The organism is Paenibacillus sp. 1SOY10, assembly GCF_056836745.1.
On sequence record NZ_JBXENK010000001.1, the window covers coordinates 1 to 20,276 of the forward strand.

At 50.7% G+C, this 20,276-nt stretch carries 20 protein-coding genes; 18 read left to right on the top strand and 2 right to left on the bottom strand.

The features are described 5' to 3' along the window. The first annotated feature begins 255 nt into the window (after positions 1 to 255). From mutS to AC1VOR_RS00065, 13 genes are all read left to right on the top strand, one after another. Positions 256 to 3,033, top strand: a complete 2,778-nt coding sequence (gene mutS, locus AC1VOR_RS00005; protein WP_482614923.1) for a DNA mismatch repair protein MutS — start codon at positions 256 to 258, stop codon at positions 3,031 to 3,033. A gap of 51 nt (positions 3,034 to 3,084) precedes the next feature. Beyond that, on the top strand, positions 3,085 to 5,154 hold the full coding sequence (mutL, locus tag AC1VOR_RS00010; RefSeq protein WP_482614924.1) for a DNA mismatch repair endonuclease MutL: 2,070 nt from the start codon (positions 3,085 to 3,087) through the stop codon (positions 5,152 to 5,154). A 41-nt stretch (positions 5,155 to 5,195) separates the two neighbouring features. Continuing rightward, positions 5,196 to 5,987: a class I SAM-dependent methyltransferase gene (locus AC1VOR_RS00015; protein WP_482616350.1), complete on the top strand. Its 792-nt coding sequence runs from the start codon at positions 5,196 to 5,198 to the stop codon at positions 5,985 to 5,987. Beyond that, positions 5,965 to 6,939 (top strand): tRNA (adenosine(37)-N6)-dimethylallyltransferase MiaA, encoded by a 975-nt coding sequence (miaA, locus tag AC1VOR_RS00020; RefSeq protein WP_482614925.1) that lies wholly within the window; start codon positions 5,965 to 5,967, stop codon positions 6,937 to 6,939. The genes AC1VOR_RS00015 and miaA overlap by 23 nt, the downstream gene beginning before the upstream one ends. Positions 6,940 to 6,963: 24 nt before the next feature. After that, positions 6,964 to 7,203, top strand: coding sequence for an RNA chaperone Hfq (hfq, locus tag AC1VOR_RS00025; RefSeq protein ID WP_059052940.1), 240 nt, complete (start codon positions 6,964 to 6,966; stop codon positions 7,201 to 7,203). Between the two features lie 229 nt (positions 7,204 to 7,432). Further along, entirely contained in the window at positions 7,433 to 10,033 is a 2,601-nt protein-coding gene (locus AC1VOR_RS00030) for a transglycosylase domain-containing protein (protein WP_482614928.1), read from the top strand. A 162-nt stretch (positions 10,034 to 10,195) separates the two neighbouring features. Beyond that, the gene (locus tag AC1VOR_RS00035) at positions 10,196 to 10,762 is read left to right on the top strand and encodes a ribonuclease FAU-1 family protein (protein WP_482614930.1); all 567 of its coding nucleotides are present in this window, start codon (positions 10,196 to 10,198) and stop codon (positions 10,760 to 10,762) included. Continuing rightward, the gene (locus AC1VOR_RS00040) at positions 10,759 to 11,442 is read left to right on the top strand and encodes a YdcF family protein (RefSeq protein WP_482614931.1); all 684 of its coding nucleotides are present in this window, start codon (positions 10,759 to 10,761) and stop codon (positions 11,440 to 11,442) included. Before AC1VOR_RS00035 ends, AC1VOR_RS00040 begins: the two co-directional genes overlap by 4 nt. 110 nt (positions 11,443 to 11,552) lie before the next feature. After that, positions 11,553 to 12,554, top strand: a complete 1,002-nt coding sequence (locus AC1VOR_RS00045) for an AAA family ATPase (protein ID WP_482614932.1) — start codon at positions 11,553 to 11,555, stop codon at positions 12,552 to 12,554. A 51-nt stretch (positions 12,555 to 12,605) separates the two neighbouring features. Beyond that, positions 12,606 to 13,859 (top strand): methionine gamma-lyase family protein, encoded by a 1,254-nt coding sequence (locus AC1VOR_RS00050; RefSeq protein WP_482614934.1) that lies wholly within the window; start codon positions 12,606 to 12,608, stop codon positions 13,857 to 13,859. An 82-nt stretch (positions 13,860 to 13,941) separates the two neighbouring features. Continuing rightward, a complete protein-coding gene (locus AC1VOR_RS00055; protein ID WP_482614936.1) occupies positions 13,942 to 14,352 on the top strand; it encodes a MerR family transcriptional regulator in 411 nt (136 codons plus the stop codon). Between the two features lie 5 nt (positions 14,353 to 14,357). Then, positions 14,358 to 15,713, top strand: a complete 1,356-nt coding sequence (gene glnA / locus AC1VOR_RS00060) for a type I glutamate--ammonia ligase (protein ID WP_482614937.1) — start codon at positions 14,358 to 14,360, stop codon at positions 15,711 to 15,713. Between the two features lie 181 nt (positions 15,714 to 15,894). Next, positions 15,895 to 16,050 carry a hypothetical protein gene (locus AC1VOR_RS00065; protein WP_482614939.1) on the top strand — a complete coding sequence of 52 codons (156 nt, stop codon included), beginning with the start codon at positions 15,895 to 15,897 and terminating at the stop codon, positions 16,048 to 16,050. A gap of 93 nt (positions 16,051 to 16,143) precedes the next feature. Here AC1VOR_RS00065 and lexA read toward each other — a convergent pair whose 3' ends face one another. After that, on the bottom strand, positions 16,144 to 16,770 hold the full coding sequence (lexA, locus tag AC1VOR_RS00070; protein ID WP_482614941.1) for a transcriptional repressor LexA: 627 nt from the start codon (positions 16,768 to 16,770) through the stop codon (positions 16,144 to 16,146). Positions 16,771 to 16,962: 192 nt separating this feature from the next. Between lexA and AC1VOR_RS00075 the strand changes: the two genes are divergently transcribed. The 5 genes from AC1VOR_RS00075 to AC1VOR_RS00095 all read left to right on the top strand — a co-directional run bounded on the left by AC1VOR_RS00075 (position 16,963) and on the right by AC1VOR_RS00095 (position 19,625). Beyond that, positions 16,963 to 17,334, top strand: coding sequence for a LysM peptidoglycan-binding domain-containing protein (locus AC1VOR_RS00075; RefSeq protein ID WP_482614942.1), 372 nt, complete (start codon positions 16,963 to 16,965; stop codon positions 17,332 to 17,334). 252 nt (positions 17,335 to 17,586) lie between these two features. Next, positions 17,587 to 17,760: a DUF896 domain-containing protein gene (locus AC1VOR_RS00080; protein WP_082673137.1), complete on the top strand. Its 174-nt coding sequence runs from the start codon at positions 17,587 to 17,589 to the stop codon at positions 17,758 to 17,760. Between the two features lie 13 nt (positions 17,761 to 17,773). Continuing rightward, positions 17,774 to 18,310 (top strand): hypothetical protein, encoded by a 537-nt coding sequence (locus tag AC1VOR_RS00085; protein ID WP_482614943.1) that lies wholly within the window; start codon positions 17,774 to 17,776, stop codon positions 18,308 to 18,310. A 47-nt stretch (positions 18,311 to 18,357) separates the two neighbouring features. Next, positions 18,358 to 19,158 carry an HAD family hydrolase gene (locus tag AC1VOR_RS00090; protein ID WP_482614945.1) on the top strand — a complete coding sequence of 267 codons (801 nt, stop codon included), beginning with the start codon at positions 18,358 to 18,360 and terminating at the stop codon, positions 19,156 to 19,158. A 62-nt stretch (positions 19,159 to 19,220) separates the two neighbouring features. Continuing rightward, positions 19,221 to 19,625, top strand: coding sequence for a FixH family protein (locus AC1VOR_RS00095; RefSeq protein ID WP_482614947.1), 405 nt, complete (start codon positions 19,221 to 19,223; stop codon positions 19,623 to 19,625). Positions 19,626 to 19,722: 97 nt separating this feature from the next. On the opposite strand, the gene AC1VOR_RS00100 is transcribed toward AC1VOR_RS00095, so the two are convergent. After that, complete coding sequence (locus AC1VOR_RS00100) at positions 19,723 to 20,064, bottom strand: DUF1304 domain-containing protein (RefSeq protein ID WP_482616352.1); 342 nt, start codon at positions 20,062 to 20,064, stop codon at positions 19,723 to 19,725. Between the last annotated feature and the right edge of the window lie 212 nt (positions 20,065 to 20,276).

Consider the following 20,276-nt stretch of genomic DNA (forward strand, 5'->3'; position numbering starts at 1 on the left):
AATTTCCCACTAGTATGGACTCGCATTAAGGAAAACTCATGTTGTGGACGGATGCGGCTCTGTTGGATGAATCCACGTCGGTTTTCGTAAAGTGCTTGCTCTTTCGAAGCTGCAAAACCTCTCGTAACCACACGTCCCTTTCTGGTATAATAGAAATCTGTGGAAGAAAGACTTGGCAAGCTTCTACAATTAACATCGTGATCAAAAGCAAGCTTAACAAGCTTCAACTAAAAGAGGACAAGGTGGAGGGGGATCATGGCTACCTACACGCCAATGATTGAACAATACTTGCGGGTCAAGGCAGAGGCGCAGGATGCGTTTCTCTTTTTCCGGCTAGGCGATTTTTATGAAATGTTCTTTGACGATGCCATTTTGGCCTCAAAAGAACTGGAAATTACATTAACCGGACGGGATGGGGGCACGAAGGAAAAAATTCCGATGTGCGGGGTTCCCTACCATTCGGCGGACAACTACATACACCGGCTGATTGAGAAGGGTTATAAAGTTGCGATATGCGAGCAACTGGAGGACCCCTCGGTCGCCAAAGGCGTCGTTAGACGCGAAATCGTACGAGTAATTACTCCGGGCACGATTATGGAAGGCAAAACGGTTAGCGAGCGGGTCAATAATTACATCGTATGTATTACCGAGCAGCAAGGCACGATGTCCTTGTCCGCTTGTGATCTGTCTACTGGAGAACTATATGCGACCTCGGCGCCGTCCAACAAGGAGTGGCTTCGTGATGAGATCGGTCTGTACGATCCGGCGGAAATGATTGGTGATGCCGAGCTACTGGAATGGGTTAACGGACAAGCCGCGCCGCTCAGCAAACCTGTTGTGTATACCCCTTGGACCAAATCAAGAGAGGATACGGGACGCACATTGTTTGGAGAAGCGGAATGGACTCGCCTGGAGCCAGAGCGCTGTGATAATATCGCTTTGCTGATTGGCTATTTGAGTGAAACCCAGAAGCGTTCTCTCGGACAATTAACGAAAATATCCACGTATGAGCCTGAGCATTTTATGATTCTCGATCCTTTCACCCGGCGCAATCTGGAGCTGGTAGAGACGGTTCGCGAACGGTCCAAGAAAGGCTCCTTGTTATGGCTGCTTGACAAGACCGAGACTTCCATGGGCTCAAGACTGTTGCGTCGGTGGATCGATAAGCCGCTGTTACAGAAGGGGCGTATTGAGGAACGATTGGAAGCGGTAGGACATTTGCATGGCGCGTTTATTTTGCGTGAGGATCTGCGTACCTCCTTGCAGGAAATCTATGATTTGGAGCGGCTGGTTGGACGCGTCGCCTTTGGTAATGCCAACGGCAGGGATATGGTGGCCTTGAAAACCTCTTTGCGTCAGGTGCCACAAATCAAGGAACTGTGCGCGGGTTCAGGGTCATCCACATTACAGGGGATTGCGGCCTCAATGGATGAGGCTAAAGACCTGGCGGACATGATCGATACGGCGGTTGCTGACGATCCTCCGGTATCGGTACGGGATGGCGGCATCATCAAAGCTGGCTATCATGCAAGATTGGACGAGCTGCGGGAAGCGGGAGCGAACGGGAAACGCTGGATCGCCGAGTTGGAAGCGGCAGAACGCCAAGCTACCGGGATTAAATCGCTGAAGATTGGCTACAACAAAGTATTTGGCTACTACATTGAAGTTACCCGTGCGAACCTGGCTTCCTTGCCAGAAGGGCGGTATGAACGCAAGCAGACGCTGGCCAATGCGGAGCGGTTTGTCACCCCCGAGTTGAAAGAGAAGGAAGCGCTGATTCTGGAAGCCGAGGAGAAAATGGTCGACCTCGAATATGCGCTGTTTAACGAACTGCGCGAGCAGATTGCTGACAACATCCCTCGATTGCAAAAGCTGGCCGAGCAAATTGCCGGTATCGACGTGTTGCGGGCTTTGGCAGCCGTGGCATCAGACAACCGCTTTGTTAAGCCACAATTGACGGATGGTTATGATCTCAGGGTGGAGCAAGGTCGGCATCCGGTCGTGGAGTCGGTTATGCATGATTCCTCATTTATCGCTAATGGTACAGCCTTACGTAAGGAAGATGCCAGCATCCTGCTGATCACAGGCCCGAATATGGCGGGCAAAAGTACGTATATGCGGCAGGTAGCCCTTATTTCAATTATGGCGCAAATCGGCAGCTTCGTTCCGGCTAATCAGGCGGAAATGCCACTGGTGGACCGCATCTTTACGCGAATTGGAGCGGCGGACGACTTGATCGGGGGCCAGAGCACCTTCATGGTGGAGATGGCTGATATTCAAATTATGACGGAAAAAGCGACCCCGCGAAGCTTGATCATCATAGATGAGTTGGGTCGTGGCACCTCAACCAGCGAAGGAATGGCTATCGCCCAGGCTGTTATTGAGTACGTGCACGACCGCATTGGCTGCAAAGCGCTTGTATCGACTCATTTTCACGAATTGGCTCATCTGGAGCAAAGTCTGCGCGGATTGTGCAACTATAGCATGGCAGTGCAGGAGAGCGGAGACAAGGTGCACTTCTTGCGCAAGCTGATTCCGGGAGCGGCTGACACCAGCTACGGCATTTACTGTGCTCGTTTAGCCGGATTGCCGGATGAAATCATCGGTCGGGCCTACGGGTTGCTGCATGGTCTGGAAGAGAGCGGGACTGTGTCTTCCGTCATTAGTGAAGGAACTACGGCCTATGCACATGAAGCCGACAGCAGGCAGATCAAGGCTGGAGAGCGGCGGGATGGCAAATTGGAACAACATTCTGAGGGTTTGTCGGGCGCCAGACTGGCGGTACTCGAAGCCGCTGCGGGAGAAGCTGATGATGAACCGGCCTTGAGCGGTGAAGAAGTCAGAGAGGTTGTGCAACTGTCAATCTTTGGTGACGAGGAACCGAAGCGGAAGCAGAAGGCCGCCCAGGCGCCGGAAGATCCAGGGATGCGACAGATCGTTAATCTCATTAAAGAAATTGATTTGATGAATATGACGCCACTGCAAGCGATGCAGCTAGTCAACGATTTGAAGATGAAGGCCAGGGAGCTATAAGCTTCTGACCGTGTACCGTGAACCGGACTTATTAGACGGGAGGACAAGGAAATGGCAAAAATCGCAATACTGGACGAGCATATTGCTAACCAGATCGCAGCCGGGGAAGTTGTGGAACGCCCGGCTTCCGTGGTGAAGGAATTGGTAGAGAACGCCGTGGACGCGGGAGCGACGAAAGTCGAAGTTGCGGTGGATGAGGGCGGATTGCAATTGATCCGGGTGACCGATAACGGATCGGGCATGGATCCCGAGGATTGCGAGACGGCTTTTTTCCGACATGCGACCAGCAAGATTGCGACTGGACGGGATTTGTATCAGATTCGCACGCTGGGGTTCCGGGGCGAGGCGCTGGCAAGTATCGCCGCCGTGTCCAAAGTCCGTCTTGTCTCGGCTAACAGCGATACAGGACTTGGCCGAATGATTGAGATTGAGGGCGGTACCTTGAAGAAGCAGGACGACGAGGCGGCTCCGCAAGGAACGGATATTCAGGTTAAGGAATTATTTTACAATACTCCGGCAAGGCTGAAATATATGAGAACCATCCAAACGGAGCTGGGACATATTTCCGATGTGATGTACCGTCAGGCGCTGGCGCATCCCGAAATTGCCTTTACGCTGCGGCATAATGGCAATACGTTGCTGCAAACTCCGGGCGGGGGCGATTTGCTTCAAGTCATCGCCGCTATCTATGGGATTAACACCTCCAAAGGGATGGTGCCGATTGAGGCGGAGGACCTGGATTATAAGCTGACCGGATTTATCGGACGTCCTGATCTGGCTCGCTCAAACCGCAACGGCATGTCGACGATCGTCAATGGTCGATACATTCGCAACCATGGACTGCATCAGGCCATGCTGCGGGCCTATCATACGCTGCTGCCGATCAACCGTTATCCGATTGCAGTACTGATGCTGGACATGCATCCATCGCTGGTGGACGTTAACGTACATCCGGCGAAGCTGGAGGTGCGATTCAGCAAGGAGCCGGAGCTGAACGGGTTTGTGGAGAACAGCATTCGTACGGTGCTGTCCGGGCAGGTGTTGATTCCGCAGGTGGTGCGGCAGAACATCGGCAAGGGAGGAAGCGGCTCCGTAATTCAGGAGCAGTTCCACTTCTCCGCGCCGGGTTCAGGCGCGGGGAATGGGGCCGCCGGGCCAGCGGCATCGGCGGCCCAGGCTGAGCGCCCGCCAAGCCCTGGCGAGGCGGCGTCTCGCCCGCGTGCAGACGGCGGCGGCGCTCACGCCGCCCGCCCCGCGGGCTATGGCGTTCCCGCAGCGGCCGAAGGCTTGCCGCCGCTGCGGGAACGCGCCCCTGGCGGCGCCGACGCGTACGGCGCCGCGCGGCCAGGGGCGACGGGCTCGGCGCCGTCGCCTGGGCCGGGTTCGGCCAAGCCGCAAGGCGGGCTTGGCCAAGGCAATGCCGCCGCTGCTGCGTATGGCGGCGGCGCACCGGCGCAGCAGCCGCTACCGCCAGCGCGGCTGCAAGAGATGCCGGAAGCGCTGTACGGCAGCTCGCCTGAGGCGGCGCCGGAGCTTCCGGCCTTCCCCGAGCTGTCCTTGATTGGACAGCATCATGGCACTTACCTGATCGCCCAGAACGAGCAGGGTTTATACCTGATCGACCAGCATGCTGCGCATGAGCGGGTCAACTATGAATATTACTATGAGAAGTTTGGACATCCAGCGGATGCCTCACAGGAGCTGCTGTTACCGATCACGCTGGAATTTACACCATCAGACGGAGCCAAGCTGCAAGAACGCCTGCATTGGTTCGAGCAAGCAGGGGTCATTCTGGAGCATTTCGGAGGCAGCACCTTCCGTGTGGTGGCTCATCCGTATTGGTTCCCCCAAGGGGAGGAAGCCGAGATTATTGAAGAGATGGCCGAATGGGTGCTAAGCGAACGGACGATCGATCTGTCCAAGCTGCGCGAGAAATCATCCACTTTGGTATCCTGCAAAGCGTCCATCAAGGCGAACCAGAAGCTGACGCCGGAGGAAGCTAACACGCTGATCCAGCGGCTTGCCGCCTGCAAACAGCCTTATACCTGTCCGCACGGACGTCCCATTCTTGTCTCCTTCTCTACCTACGATTTAGAAAAGCTGTTCAAACGGGTCATGTAACGATAGCGGGTGGCCATAAACGAAGGGATTGGAATTAAATGTTGATCATTACAACGGGGGACCACGAAACTCCTGGTACCGTGCAGCGGGCGCGGGAACTGGCGAAGCTGTCTAATCAACCTTATGTGTCTAGAAGCCGAACCGCACTACCCAAGCTGGCGGAGCGCTACGGCGATGCTGATATTCTGGTCATTCTGGAGCAGGGGGTCCGTCTGCATCGTACCGGGCAGGAGCCTATGGTATTTCATCCCAGCATGGCCTTTGTGCGGGCGAAGCGTCTACTTAAAGGTGAAGGAGATGCGATGCTGGAGGCCGCCAGAGTGATGCCCGGCGATACGGTAATTGATGCCACAGCCGGGCTGGGCTCCGATGCGATGGTATTCTCGCTTGCGGTAGGTCAGGAAGGTCGTGTAGTGGCGCTAGAGGATTCGCTTCCGCTCTGGGCTTTGCTGTATGAGGGCTTGCAGCGATACATATCCAGGATTGTTCCCTTCAATGAGGCACTTAGACGCATTGAGACTCGGCAAGTCCACCATCTGGAGGCTTTGCAGGCTATGCCTGATGATAGCTTCGATATTGTCTACTTCGATCCGATGTTCCGCGATCCGATTGCGGAATCATCTTCCCTGTCTCCCTTGCGCTCCTTCGCCAATTCGAACCAGCTGGATGCCGAGGCGGTGAAGGAAGCCTGCCGGGTAGCGCGCAAAACAGTCGTTCTTAAGGAGCAGAAGGCCAGCGGCGAGTTTGACCGTCTGGGCTTTACTCCCTGTACCCGTGCCCATTCTAAAATAGCTTACGGAGTGATTTCCCTTGACTCAACCTCAAAAACCTAAACTGCTTGTGCTGGTGGGACCTACCGCCGTGGGCAAGACGAAGCTGAGCATTGAACTGGCCAAGTTCCTGTCCTGCGAGATTATCTCCGGAGATTCCATGCAGGTATACCGAGAAATGGACATCGGTACAGCCAAAATCAGCCAGGCAGAGATGGGCGGGGTCCCTCATCATCTTATCGATGTGCTGAGACCGGATGAACCCTTTTCTGTCGCTATGTTTCAAGAGTGGTGCCGGGAGCTCATTCCAGAGATTACAACGCGGGGACATTTGCCTTTTATCGTTGGCGGGACGGGTCTGTACGTGGAATCGGTCTGTTATGAGTTTCAATTTACGGATGCAGGGGCGGACGAGGAGTTTCGCACCAGCCAGCAGGCGTATGCCGACGAGCAGGGAGCGGAAGCCCTGCATGCCAGGCTTGCGGCCGTAGATCCGAAGTCGGCGACCCGGCTTCATCCCAACGATGTGCGGCGTGTCATTCGGGCCTTGGAGATACATCATCTGACGGGCGGCACTTTATCGTCTCAATTGGAGGGACAAAACAAGCAATCGCCCTACGAGCTCTGCATCATCGGTTTGACAATGGACCGTCAAATGCTTTATAACCGTATTGAACAGCGAATTGACGAGATGCTGCGACTGGGGCTGGTCCATGAGGTGCGCGGATTGCTCGCTAAGGGGTATACCCGCGAACTGGTCTCAATGCAGGGACTCGGTTATAAAGAAATCATCGAGCACTTGGAAGACGGTCTGCCGCTCGAACTGGCTGTGGAGAAATTGAAGCGAGACACCCGCCGTTTTGCCAAAAGGCAGCTATCCTGGTTCCGCCATATGAAGGATATTGCCTGGATTGACGTCGGCGATGGTGAAAATTTTTCCGGGATTTTAGCGGAGGCCCATGCTATAATAGCAGGAAAGTTTCCCGCTGATCTTGAATATAATTCAAAACACTAATTGATTCCTATTGGGGGTACGGCTATGAATAAGACCATTAACATCCAGGATACATTTCTAAATCAACTACGCAAAGAGAGCATTCCGGTCACCGTATTTTTGACAAACGGCTTCCAGATCAGAGGGACAATCAAGGCATTTGACAATTTCACCATCGTAATTGATAGCGATGGACGCCAGCAAATGGTGTACAAGCACGCAATCTCGACCTTCCAGCCGCAGCGTAATGTATCGCTGATGCAGGAGCAGCCGAGCGAGGACTAAGCTGAGCTGAAACTTTTTTGATTTCAATACGTTAAAAGTATAGGTAAGAAAGGAGCAACCTGATTCGGGTTGTTCTTTTCTTTCCATGCACCTGAATAAGCGTAAGCCTTTAAGTGAAGTTCAAAAAGTTGCATTACCCAAGTAACGGTAGCTATTTGTAGATTCATCATTGACTAGCACTTTTTGAACAACCTTGGATAGGCAGATTGGCAGGAAGGGAGTCAGAAACATGTCTAGTAAAGATCCTTCAAGACTGCAAAGAAGCGGTCACACCGAGAAAAAGCCAAATTCGTCAAAATCACCAAAGGCGAAGAAAAAGAGAAGGCTATCGGTTAGAAAGGTATTATGGACTTCGTTTTTTACGATTGCGTTTGCGATATTTTGTGCGATTGCGGGTTACATGTATATCACGGTCAGCGGCGAGAAGATTTTACTGGAGAACCAGGATAAATTGACGGTATATGAAACCACCAAGGTTTATGATCGAACCGGCGTCCTGATGGGAGAACTCTCGATTGACAAGAGTGAGCCCGTGGACCATGAGCAAATACCTGAACTGCTTCGGGAAGCGTTTGTTGCTACGGAAGATCGGCGGTTCTTTGAGCATAACGGAGTGGACTTATGGTCCATCGGCCGTGCAGCGGTTAAGGATATCGTAGCTCGTTCTCTGGTCGAAGGTGGTAGTACGATTACCCAGCAATTGGCGAAGAATATCTTCTTAAGTGCCGATAAAACATTCTTCCGTAAAGCGACGGAAATGTCGATTGCGATGGCGCTTGAACGGCATGAGACCAAAGAGGACATTCTTACCATGTATCTCAATCGTATTAACTTTGGGGGAACTGTTTATGGCATTAAGGCTGCCTCCATTCGTTATTTTGGGGAGAGCGATCTGAATAAGCTGGAATTATGGGAAATGGCCACACTGGCGGCGATGCCTAAGGCACCTTCGCGCTATAATCCGCTCAAGAATCCAGATTTGTCCAAGGAACGGCGGGCTGTCGTGCTTGAGTTGATGTATCAAGAGGGCTATATTACCGCCGAAGAGCGGGATCACGCTAAGGCCGTGGATTATAATTATGAGCCTCCGGCAAGAAATCAAAGCTATCTTGCGTTCATAGATTATGTTGTTGAAGAAGCAGAAGAGAAGTTTGGCCTGACGGAAGATGAACTGAACCGTGGAGGCTACAAAATCTATACAACGATGGATGCTAAGGCGCAGAAGGCGCTGGAGAAGGCATTTGATAATGATGATTTCTTTGAGAAGAGCAAGGACGAGCAGCAGGTGCAGGCATCTATGGTCATCATGAACCATGAGAACGGTAGCCTGGTGGCCCTGCTTGGTGGACGTGACTACCAACGTAAAGGCTTCAGTCGTCTGGACAGCCGTCGTCAGCCAGGTTCGGCATTCAAACCGATTGTGTCCTATGCTCCGGCCCTTGAATCCGGCAAATTCACGCCGAATTCGCAGATTAGTAACGAGCAGCAGTGCTTCGGCGACTACTGTCCGAAGAATTTGCATGGCTATTCCAAGAGTATTAATTTAAGTTTGGCTCTGACCAAATCGGAAAATATTCCGGCGGTGTGGCTGCTGAATGAGGTTGGCGTGGGCACCGGTGTGAAATATGCCAAAGAGATGGGCATTACCATGGATAAGGATGATCGCAATTTAGCGATTGCTCTTGGTGGCTTGACCCATGGGACCAATACGCTTGAAATGGCGGGAGCCTTCAGTGTCTTCGCCAATGGTGGCTCTTATAACCCGGCGTATTCCATCAAGACGATCGTTGACCACAACGGGGTGGAGAAATATAAATATAATGCACCGAAGCCCAAGCGCGTGCTTAGTGAGCAGACCGCTTACTACATGACTTCGATGATGCAAAATGTCGTTAATGAGGGAACCGGGAAACGTGCCAAGCTGGATCGTCCGGTTGCCGGTAAGACGGGAACGACGCAGCACGGTATTCCGGGACTTAAGAGTAGTAAAAACCGTGATGTCTGGTTCGTCGGCTATACACCGGAATGGACCGGGGCCGTATGGATGGGCTATGATACGGCGGATAAGAACCATTTGCTGAACGGTAGCAGTGGTCAGACTGCAGCTTTGTTCGCTGCCGTCATGAATGAAGCGCTAAAAGGGGTACCGACGAAGTCATTCCCGGTTCCTGATAATTTGCAGCCGGAAAAAGAGGAAGAACCTGAATCAACAGCACCTACAGGTTTAACTGCTTCCTATAATACAGATACGGGCGTAGTATCGCTGAGTTGGAATCCTGTGGAGCAGGCGGATGTCGTCTATCGCATATACCGTCGTGAAGCCACGGAGGAGCAGTTCAGTCCGGTTATGGATTCTGTTACGACGGAAGCCGAGGATATTAGCGTTATTTCGGGTACGGGCTATATCTACTATGTGACGGCCTATGATCCCATTAATGCTGTGGAGAGCGAGCCGTCCAATAGCGCTCAGGTCTTGATTGAAGCCGAGGGTCCACCGGAAGGTGAAGAACCGATTGATCCCGGTCAGGAACCTCCAGAAACGCCCGGTTATCCAGGGAACGGTGATGGGGGCCAAAATAACGGTGAGGGCAACCATGGCACAACTCCTGGTAATGGAGACAATCCAGGTGGCACCGGTGGTGACGGTCAGGGAGACCCGAACCATGGCGGCAACGGCAGTCAAGGGAACGGGTCTGAGAACGGAGCCGGGAATGATTCCGATCCGATGGATGGAGACGATGGGGAGAGCCTGCCGCCCCCTGGAGGCGAAGTTGATGGAGGAAGCATTCAGGGCGAAGTTCTGAATACTCCTACCGGAAATGGTGGCTAAACGCCTGGCCTGTTAAGGTGAAGAGGTTATAACGAGACCCCTGGTGGCACGTAAGGTGCAGCCGGGGGTCTTTCTGCTGCAAAATGCCGTGAAAAATGTTTTTTGTGACTCTTTTTCAAATATGGTAAGCTGATATTACACTGTGTTGAAAGGGTAATATGTATGAAGCGAAAATTCGGAGACCGCGCAAATTGGCGCCGTGTGACCCAGCGTCAATTCAAATCCAGATACGTGGAGAGCGGCATATTCACGGGTCACGTGACGTTATACAGCATCACCGCCTTGCGGGATCCATTATGGAAGACATACGGAGGACATACATTTCGTATCGCAGACAAGGGCTTTACTTGGCTGCAGTACTATCCGAAAGGCGAGCATTTCATTGTTACGGCTATGTTTGATGATCATGGAGACATCGTGGAATGGTACATTGATATCTGCAAGACGCAAGGGATTACGGATCAAGGCGTGCCATGGTTTGACGATCTGTATCTGGACATTGTCGTCCTGAAGAATCGTGAAACCTTCCTGCTGGACGAGGATGAGCTGGATGAGGCACTAACCAAAGGGTTGATTACCGTTAAGGATTATGATCTGGCTACCGAGACCGCAGAGCGTTTGCTTCATGCGATTAAGAATCAGCGCTTTCCGTATTTCGACCTGTCTCTGGAGCATTATCGCAGCGGCTTTATGACTTCAGAACCTTTTGAGCCGGGAGGAAGTCTATGATGCGGGGAAAAAGGCTGAGCATGGAATATTCCATGGCTCCCACCGGAAGGCGGGGAGGCGGCAAGCGTAAGCGTCTGCTTCGCTGGGCATTGCTCGTGCTGGTGCTGGGCATCTGCTGGATATTATTTGTCTTGGCGCAAATCGGTAGTATTGAACGTAATTCGGCCGTGAATTCGCAGCTTACCGAACCCGCAGATGTGGGTATTGTTCTTGGAGCCTCGCTGTGGGGAGACGTGCCTAGCCCCGGTTTGAAAGAGCGTCTTGATCAAAGCCTGAAGGATTATGAAGCAGGCAGGTTCAAGTTATTTGTGTTGACTGGCGGTCTGGACACCCCGGAGTCCAACTTTACGGAGGCGGAGGGGATGGCCAATTATCTGGAGCAGCAAGGTGTGCCGAGAGAGAAGATGCTGCTGGAGAATGAAGCTACCAGCACCTATGAAAACCTTAAGTTCAGTCAGGAGATCATGAAGGAACAAGGCTTCTCATCGGCTTTGATCATCACGCATACCTTTCACGGGAATCGGGCGCTGGAAGTAGCCAACGCACTGGATTACGCCAATCCTAAGATGTCTGTGATTGAATCCCGGGTGTTAAAGCCGTTCCCCAACACGTTCAGAGAGGTGCTGGCCTATTCCAAGTGGAAGCTGGATCAACTGGCGCTGGTAGTTGGCCTGAAATAGCAAAACTTCTAATAACGGACAGGGAGAGAGAATACATTTAAAAGTGTGCTTCTTAAGTAGTACCTATACTGAATTTATTCAGCCCTACCCTTATAAAGAGGTGATTACCTATGTCTGGGCGTGTTATGGCCAGAAGCGGCTCCCCTGAGGAGAGACCTTCCCGGCAGATTAATGTCATCCTGCGCAGCAGCGAACCGCCGGTCGTTTCCCAAGCAGTTCCTGACAGTGAACCACAGCCTGCAGCAAAGCCCTCGCCACAACAAAGTCTTTTTGCAGAAATTCAAAAAGAATTGGATCAATTGATTGGCCTGGACCATATTAAAGACCTGATGTATGAAATTTATGCCTTGTTACAAATTGCATCAATGCGCTCGGACGCTGGACTGCTGTCCGGGACGCAGGTTTATCATATGGTATTCAAGGGGAATCCGGGAACGGGCAAAACCACGGTGGCACGTATCGTCGCCAAGATGTTTCAGCGCCTGGGGGTGCTTAGCAAGGGCCATTTAATTGAAGTGGAACGAGCGGACTTGGTGGGCGAATATATCGGCCATACGGCGCAGAAGACGCGTGACCTGGTGAAGAAGGCGCTCGGCGGTATCTTGTTTATTGATGAAGCGTACAGCCTGGCGCGCGGTGGGGAGAAGGATTTTGGTAAGGAAGCGATTGATACACTTGTCAAAGCCATGGAGGACCATAAGAATCAGTTCATTTTGATCTTGGCCGGTTATTCGGATGAGATGGACTTTTTCCTGTCGACTAATCCGGGTCTGCCTTCCCGCTTTCCGATTCAAATGGATTTTCCTGATTACACTATTGATCAGCTTATCCAAATTGCCGAAGGGATGGCCAAGGAACGCGACTATATTCTGATGCCACAGGCGATACTCAAGCTAAAGCAGCATTTGCTACGGGAGAAATGTGAAAGCGAGCAGATATTCAGCAATGCTCGCTATGTTCGTAATGTCATAGAGCGCTCTGTTCGGCAGCAAGCGGTACGACTGTTGAACCAGTATGCAGGTGGCTCTCCGGGAAGACTGGAACTGATGACTATCCGTACCGAGGATATGAAGCTGGATAAGAAAAATGGATCATCAAACCCCATATTGTGAACGAAACAAAAGCAACACGAACGAACCGGTTGAGGGAGAGGTAACTTAAGCATGGCAGTATTTGCAGAAGAAATCGTACATTGGCTGGAAGCCGCGGAACGTCAGGTAGAATCCCGTTTTCGGGATGTTGACCGGATCGTTGATCAGAATCAATGGAAGGTAATAGAGGCTTTCCAGCGCCATCAGGTTAGCGACTACCATTTTGCAGGCTCTACGGGGTATGCCTATAATGATCGCGGACGTGAGGTGCTGGATCTGGTATATGCGGACGTATTTGGCGCCGAGGCGGCGCTGGTCCGGCCGCATTTCGCCTCAGGGACACATACAATAGCCACCGCTTTGTTTGGCGTGTTGCGCCCTGGTGATGAATTGCTTTATATTACAGGACGCCCGTATGATACGTTACATAAGGTGATAGGCGTACCCGGCGATGGCAGCGGTTCGCTTCAGGATTTTGGCATTACTTATAGCGAGACGGCCCTGTTGCCTACTGGAGAAGTAGATTGGGACACTGTTCAAGCGAATATAAATGACCGGACCAAGGTTGTCGGTATTCAGCGGTCCCGGGGGTATGACTGGCGTAACTCCTTTACGGTAGCACAGATTGGCGAGATGGTGGAACGGGTAAAAGCTATTAAATCCGATCTGATTGTATTCGTCGATAACTGCTACGGCGAATTTACGGAGGAGCGGGAGCCTACACAGGTTGGCGCCGACTTGATCGCCGGATCATTGATCAAAAATCCAGGCGGAGGTCTGGCTGAGACCGGGGGATACATTTGCGGCCGTAGCCAGCTTGTACAGCTTGCTGCTTACCGCCTGACAGCGCCGGGGATCGGCGGCGAGGTAGGGGCGATGCTTGGAACCACGCGTGGAATCTATCAGGGGTTATTTCTGGCCCCGACCATTGTGGGACAAGCAATCAAAGGTAGCGTACTGGCGGCGGCCCTGTTCGAGCGGGCGGGCTTTGAGAGCAGACCAGGATGGAAGGATGCGCGGACGGATTTAATTCAGGCCATTGCCTTTAACAAATCCGAGCAATTGATTGCCTTTGTCCAAGGGATTCAGCGGGCGGCAGCGGTAGACGGTCATGTGGTTCCAGAGCCGTGGGACATGCCTGGGTATGAGCATCCGGTCATCATGGCCGCCGGGACCTTTGTTCAGGGAGGAAGCCTGGAGCTTTCGGCAGATGCTCCCATTCGTGCTCCATACATTGCATATATGCAAGGCGGGTTAACCTATTCGCATGTCAAATTTGGCTTACTCACTGCGCTGCAGACCATGAAGGACCGCAACTTGTTGTAAGTTATCCTAACACATCTATTGACATGTCAGGATAACTGACATATGATAGGTTCATGATAACTTAACTGGAAGGTTGATAGCGATGAGTGAGGAAATTCGCAGAAATATGGCCTTGTTTCCTATTGGTATTGTGATGAAGCTTACGGATTTAACCGCAAGACAAATTAGATACTATGAGCAGCATGAGCTTATCGTGCCTGCCCGCACGTCGGGGAATCAGCGGATGTTTTCCCTGAATGACGTGGAACGCTTGCTTGAAATAAAAGGACTCATCGATAAAGGTGTCAATATCGCAGGCATTAAGCAGGTGATGAACCCGATGTCCCGGGAGTCTCAGGAAGCAACCGTGATTACGAAGGATACGGAAGAGAAACGTCGGGAGATGACGGACTCACAAATCTATCGTATGCTAAAGCAGCAATTGGTTACAGGAAGCAAGCATGGTCAGGTGTCTCTGATTCAGGGAGAATTGTCCCGTTTTTTCAAAAAATAATTTAAATGTTGGGAGAGGTTCGTGTGAGTTATTCGAAGTACACCAAAGAAGACATTTTACGCATTGCCAAAGAAGAGAATGTACGCTTTATCCGCCTGCAGTTTACGGATTTGCTAGGGACCATCAAGAATGTGGAAATCCCGGTAAGCCAATTGGAGAAAGCTTTGGATAATAAAATGATGTTTGACGGCTCTTCCATCGAAGGTTATGTCCGGATTGAAGAATCCGATATGTATCTTTTCCCGGATCTGGATACCTGGGTTATCTTCCCTTGGGTTACTGAAGATCGTGTGGCTCGTCTGATTTGCGATGTGTACATGCCTGATGGTACACCGTTTGCTGGTGACCCGCGCGGTATTCTGAAGCGCGTCTTGAAGGAAGCTGAAGAGATGGGATACACGTCGATGAACGTAGGTCCAGAACCTGAGTTCTTCCTGTTCAAGACGGATGAGAAGGGGAACCCAACTACTGAACTTAACGACCAAGGTGGTTATTTCGATTTGGCACCAACCGATTTGGGTGAGAACTGCCGCCGCGAAATCGTATTGACTTTGGAGGAAATGGGCTTTGAAATTGAGGCTTCTCACCATGAGGTAGCTCCAGGCCAGCATGAGATTGACTTCAAATATGCCAGTGCGATCAAAGCGGCTGACCAAATTCAAACCTTCAAATTGGTAGTTAAAACGGTAGCTCGCCATCATGGATTGCATGCGACATTTATGCCTAAGCCGTTGTTTGGCGTGAACGGTTCCGGAATGCACTGTCACCAATCCCTGTTCAGAGATAATGTCAATGCCTTTTATGACGAGAGCGATGAGCTTGGTCTTAGCGAAGAAGCCCGTTATTACATGGCTGGTATCCTGAAGCATGCCCGTGCCATGGCGGCGATTACAAATCCGACGGTCAATTCTTTCAAACGTCTGGTTCCTGGTTATGAAGCCCCTTGCTACGTGGCTTGGTCCTCCAGCAATCGTAGCCCGATGATTCGTATTCCGGCTTCCCGCGGCCTTAGCACTCGCGTTGAGGTTCGTAACCCGGACCCGGCGGCCAACCCGTATCTGGCACTGGCTGTTATGCTCAAAGCAGGGCTTGACGGTATCCGCAAAGAGCTTCCATTGGTTGAACCCGTAGACCGGAACATTTACATCATGTCCGAAGAGGAACGCGTAGAGGAAGGAATTCCTAGCTTGCCATCGGATCTGAAGGAAGCACTTGGCGAAATGCTGCGCAGTGAAGTAGTAAGCGAAGCGCTCGGCGAACATGCTTTGACTCACTTCTACGAGTTGAAGGAAATCGAGTGGGATATCTTCCGTACTCAAGTTCACGCTTGGGAACGCGATCAATATATGACATTGTACTAAAATTGGGAAAAACCCTTGAGGGCCTGGATATGGTCCTCAAGGGTTTTTTGTTCGAGAAGCTATTATTGTAAGGGAAGGTTAAGTTTTAGTGTGTACAGGTAAATTTTTGATTTCTGAAAATACTAAATGTTTACATGATTTATTCAAAGATGGGCAACTTATAGCCAAGGAGGTTGTGGCTATGGCGATAAGTGAATTGAAGAGATACCAACGGCGGCGCTCCAGATTGAAGTTATGGTGGATATCGGAACGCTCTGGCCTGGGATGGAGTACAAGAGGACGTCGAGAAAAAACGGGGTATACGCCCCAGATGCTGGATCTCCGCTGGGATGAATGAATATGGAGAGGACGGCCATAGGATGAGGCTGTATGCGTACTATAACAAATAGGACAAAACGGATAGAGCATCACGTTTTGTCCTATTTGTTATTCAATGCAAATCGCGGAACAATCCGACGACCTTGCCCAGAATTGTAACATGCTTCAACCGCAGTGGTTCCATCGTGGAGTTCTCCGGCTGGAGACGAATGTGGTCCTTCTCTTTATAGAAGGTCTTGACGGTAGCTTCGTCTTCTTCCGTCATAGCTACAACGATCTCTCCGTTGTTAGCCGTTTGCTGCTGGCGGACAATGACGTAATCTCCGCTATGTATGCCTGCTTCGATCATGCTATCGCCGACGACGGAAAGCATAAAGATCTCTGCGCCACCCGCATAATGCTCGGGGAGTGGGAAGTAATCCTCAATATTCTCTGTTGCTGTAATTGGCATCCCGGCGGTGACTTTCCCTACGACGGGAACACGCGCAACGCTATGAGAGAACAGGTTGTAATTCTCCGAGACATCCTGTCCCAGAAGCTCAATGGCCCGAGGCTTCGTCGGATCGCGCCGAATAAAGCCCTTCTTCTCCAACCGGTCCAGATGTCCATGAACGGTTGAACTGGAGGCCAGTCCAACAGCTTCACCGATCTCTCGGACGGAAGGAGGATATCCCTTAGCCCGCACTTCATTTCTTATAAATTCAAGAATAGCCTGCTGACGGCTTGATACCTTTGACATTTTCGGATCAACCCCATTTAGTAACGTTTGGAAAAATTATAACATAGAACTTCCGTTCGTACAAACATTAGTTCTAACATGGGATGAAAATAAAAAAAAGAACAAATGTTCGCAATAAACTATTGAATCAAACAAACGTTCGTGATATAGTCGAATTATGAAATGAGAACATTTGTTTGGGGGTATGAGTTTATGTTGAAATATAGTTCCTATCAAAGCATCTATGAGCAGCCTTCCTTCCGTCGTCCCGTCGTCGAGCGAATTTTACATAAGAGCACCTGGCCTAAGCGCCGATTCTTCCAGATGATTACTTTACTGGTCATTTTGGTTGTCACTTGCACCGGTGTCGTAACAGCGTTAGCCGCTTCATCGGATGATAAGTTAGCAGAGACTGAGCTTGCCCAAGTGATTGTTATGTCGGGAGACACGCTATGGGAGATCGCTGTAGAACATAAACCTGCTAATCAGGATACGCGAATCTATGTAGAGAAGTTGAAGCAGATCAACGGACTGGGGACCAGTAGAATTCAAGCGGGAGATGTTCTTCTGCTGCCTGCCCGATAAGGCCATTGGTATTATTCAGAAGGTAAGTCAGATAGTATGGAACAAAATGGATTCTGGCAGGGATATACATCTGGAGTATACATCTATAGTTAGGAGCTTGTAGGAGAGAGTCCTGGTGGTGAACCTGGGCGCCTTGACAAGCTCTTTTTCTCATGTCAAAGTAGGAATTAATGCCCTATATAATATCAAAGTACCTAGTGTATTTTGAACGTTGCAAGGGAAATACCGCAAACAAACAAGCAGGAGGAATTTATGGATATTGATGCTTTGGTACAACGAATCAATGAACTGGCTCGCAAGCATAAAACGGAAGGACTGACGCAGGACGAGGTGTTGGAAAGGGCCCAACTTCGGGAAACCTACCTGCAGAACGTGCGCAAGAACTTTCGGCAGCAGCTTGATTCCATTGAGATTGTAGATAAATAGGGAGGAAACGTAGATGGCTTCGTTTGACCGCAAAGTAGAGCGGAATCGAGTGAAAATGAGTAAGAAAGGAAAGGGGCCGAATGTAGGACGTGGACAAAGCAATCCAGGTTCCCGAAGCTCTTTGGGAGCAAATGGGGATGGGGATGTCTTCAAGGGGCGCAACATTATTTTACCTGTTGTGTTGTTCTTGTTAGCCTTGATGTACGCTACAGTGGGTCTGATGAGTGGACCCGAACAAGTAAGCTCATTCTTGTATTGGACGACCATCATTTTGTACATGGTGCTTGCCGTTGCCCTTTATCTTCGCAAGCCGTATCTGCGAATTAACAAGAGCTGGCTGTATACGTCGAAATTCAACCGTGACAAAATGCTGGACGCAGGGAACATTAATAAAATCAAGGTTAGCGCAAACAAAATTGTAATCGAACCGAAGACGCGTGAGCCTAAATGGGTATTTTACCGGAATCGTAACCGGTTTGACGTTGAAGCGATGGCCGCACGGCTGGAGTTATACGCTAATACGCATCATGTCAAGCTTGAGAGAGAATAGTCTTCTATATATAAGGTTTACAGGACCGAGAGGGTGACAAGGAACAGATGACGATCAAAGCGGTTTGTTTTGACTTGGATGACACATTGCTTTGGGATGACCGCAGTGTGAAGGAGGCCTTCGCGGCAACCTGTGAAAATGCGGTGAAGAAGGCCGGCGCAGGCTTTCACGCCGAGCAGCTTGAAGAAGCTGTTCGACGTGAGGCGAGAGGGTTGTATGAATCCTATGAGACCTACCCGTTCACGACCATGATTGGAATCAACCCGTTTGAGGGATTATGGGCTACATTCTCTGCTGGTGAACAACCGGAGTTTCGTCAGTTGGAGCAACTGGCTCCCGTGTACCGCAAAGAGTCATGGAGAAGAGGACTGCTGGCCCTTGGGGTTGAGGATGAGGAGCTGGCGGCGGAACTGGCAGAACAGTTTGGGCGTGAGCGTCGCTCCCGTCCTCACATTTATGAAGAAACCTTTGAGGTGCTTAAGGAGTTACAAGGGAAGGTTAAGCTGCTGCTGTTGACAAATGGTTGTCCAGCACTCCAGCAGGAGAAGCTTGACGGGGTGCCGGAGCTGGCGCCTTATTTCGATGAGATCCTGATTTCTGGCAGCTTTGGGAAGGGGAAGCCCGACCCATCTATTTTTCAGCATGCCATGGAATTGTTGGACATTAAGCCAAGTGAAGGGCTTATGGTCGGAGACAAGCTGACGACGGATATCAAGGGATCTCTCAGTGTTGGCATGACCGCAGTTTGGGTGAACCGCGAGCATAAATCACGCAATGATGAGATTGTACCTAATTATGAAATTGCCCGTTTAACGGAGCTATACGATATTATCGCCGGGCTAAAATAACAGATCAACTTCAAGATACCGCACCTGAAAAGCATAGGCGATCGTAGAGAGGGGAATCGTTCATGAAGAGAAGCGGGTGGTTACTGGCCGCTTTTATCCTGACGCTGACTTTACTTGGCGGTTGTGCGCGTACGGAATCAACGGCCATGGAGAATTTCTCTCTGGCACCGATCAAGGTTCAACTCGAAGTAACCCCTGATCCTGTACAAATTGGGGAGACGGTGACCTTCACGGCTACGGTTACCCATCAAGAGCAAAAGGTAGACGATGCCGACGAGGTGACTTTTGAATTCTGGCGTGAAGATGATACTGAAGGGGAGCACGGTCAAGTTACCGTAACCTCTGCTGGGAATGGCACTTATGTGCTGGAGCAATCGTTTGATGGGCCGGGTACCTACAAAGTAATCTCTCATGTGACAGCTCGGGATCAACACTCAATGCCTTCGAAGTCATTTACGGTCCAATAATTTAAATAATCCTAATAAATAAACGGCGGTGCAGGATAAAATGATCCTGCACCGCCGTTGTTGTTTGACTACCTGGCTACTTTGGCTGAGCCGATAATTAGGAGAAGATCGCCAGCAGCAAGGCAATCAACGCCGGTGCTCCTTGCTTCAGAATAATGGACCGTGAAGCTGTAGCCCCGCCATATAGCGCAGCAATCACGATACATACAAGAAAGAAGATTTGAATCTGGGTGGCGAACTGTGCATGAGGATGAAGCAGCCCCCAGATGAGCCCAGCAGCAAGAAAGCCATTATAGAGTCCTTGGTTGGCAGCTAATGGCTTGGTGGCGTGGGCAAGTTCCGGTGTGGTGCCGAAAGTCTTCATTGTACGTGGACTGGTCCAGAGGAACATTTCCATAATAAGAATATAAATATGCTCGATGGCTACAAGGGCCACCATAATGATGCTGATCAATCAAATCACCTGGCTTTCTTATGGTTCAGTTCAATGGTAGAGCATGTGCTATTACATTATAGTAGGTTGGGCGCAAAACGCAAAGCCAACACGAATGAGCAGACCGGAGCAGAGCACATGAATTCTCCCGAAGTGATGAGGCCGGACCTCTTTTCTTCAACGCTTCATTCTGTTAAACTAAATCTTAACGTTTTACG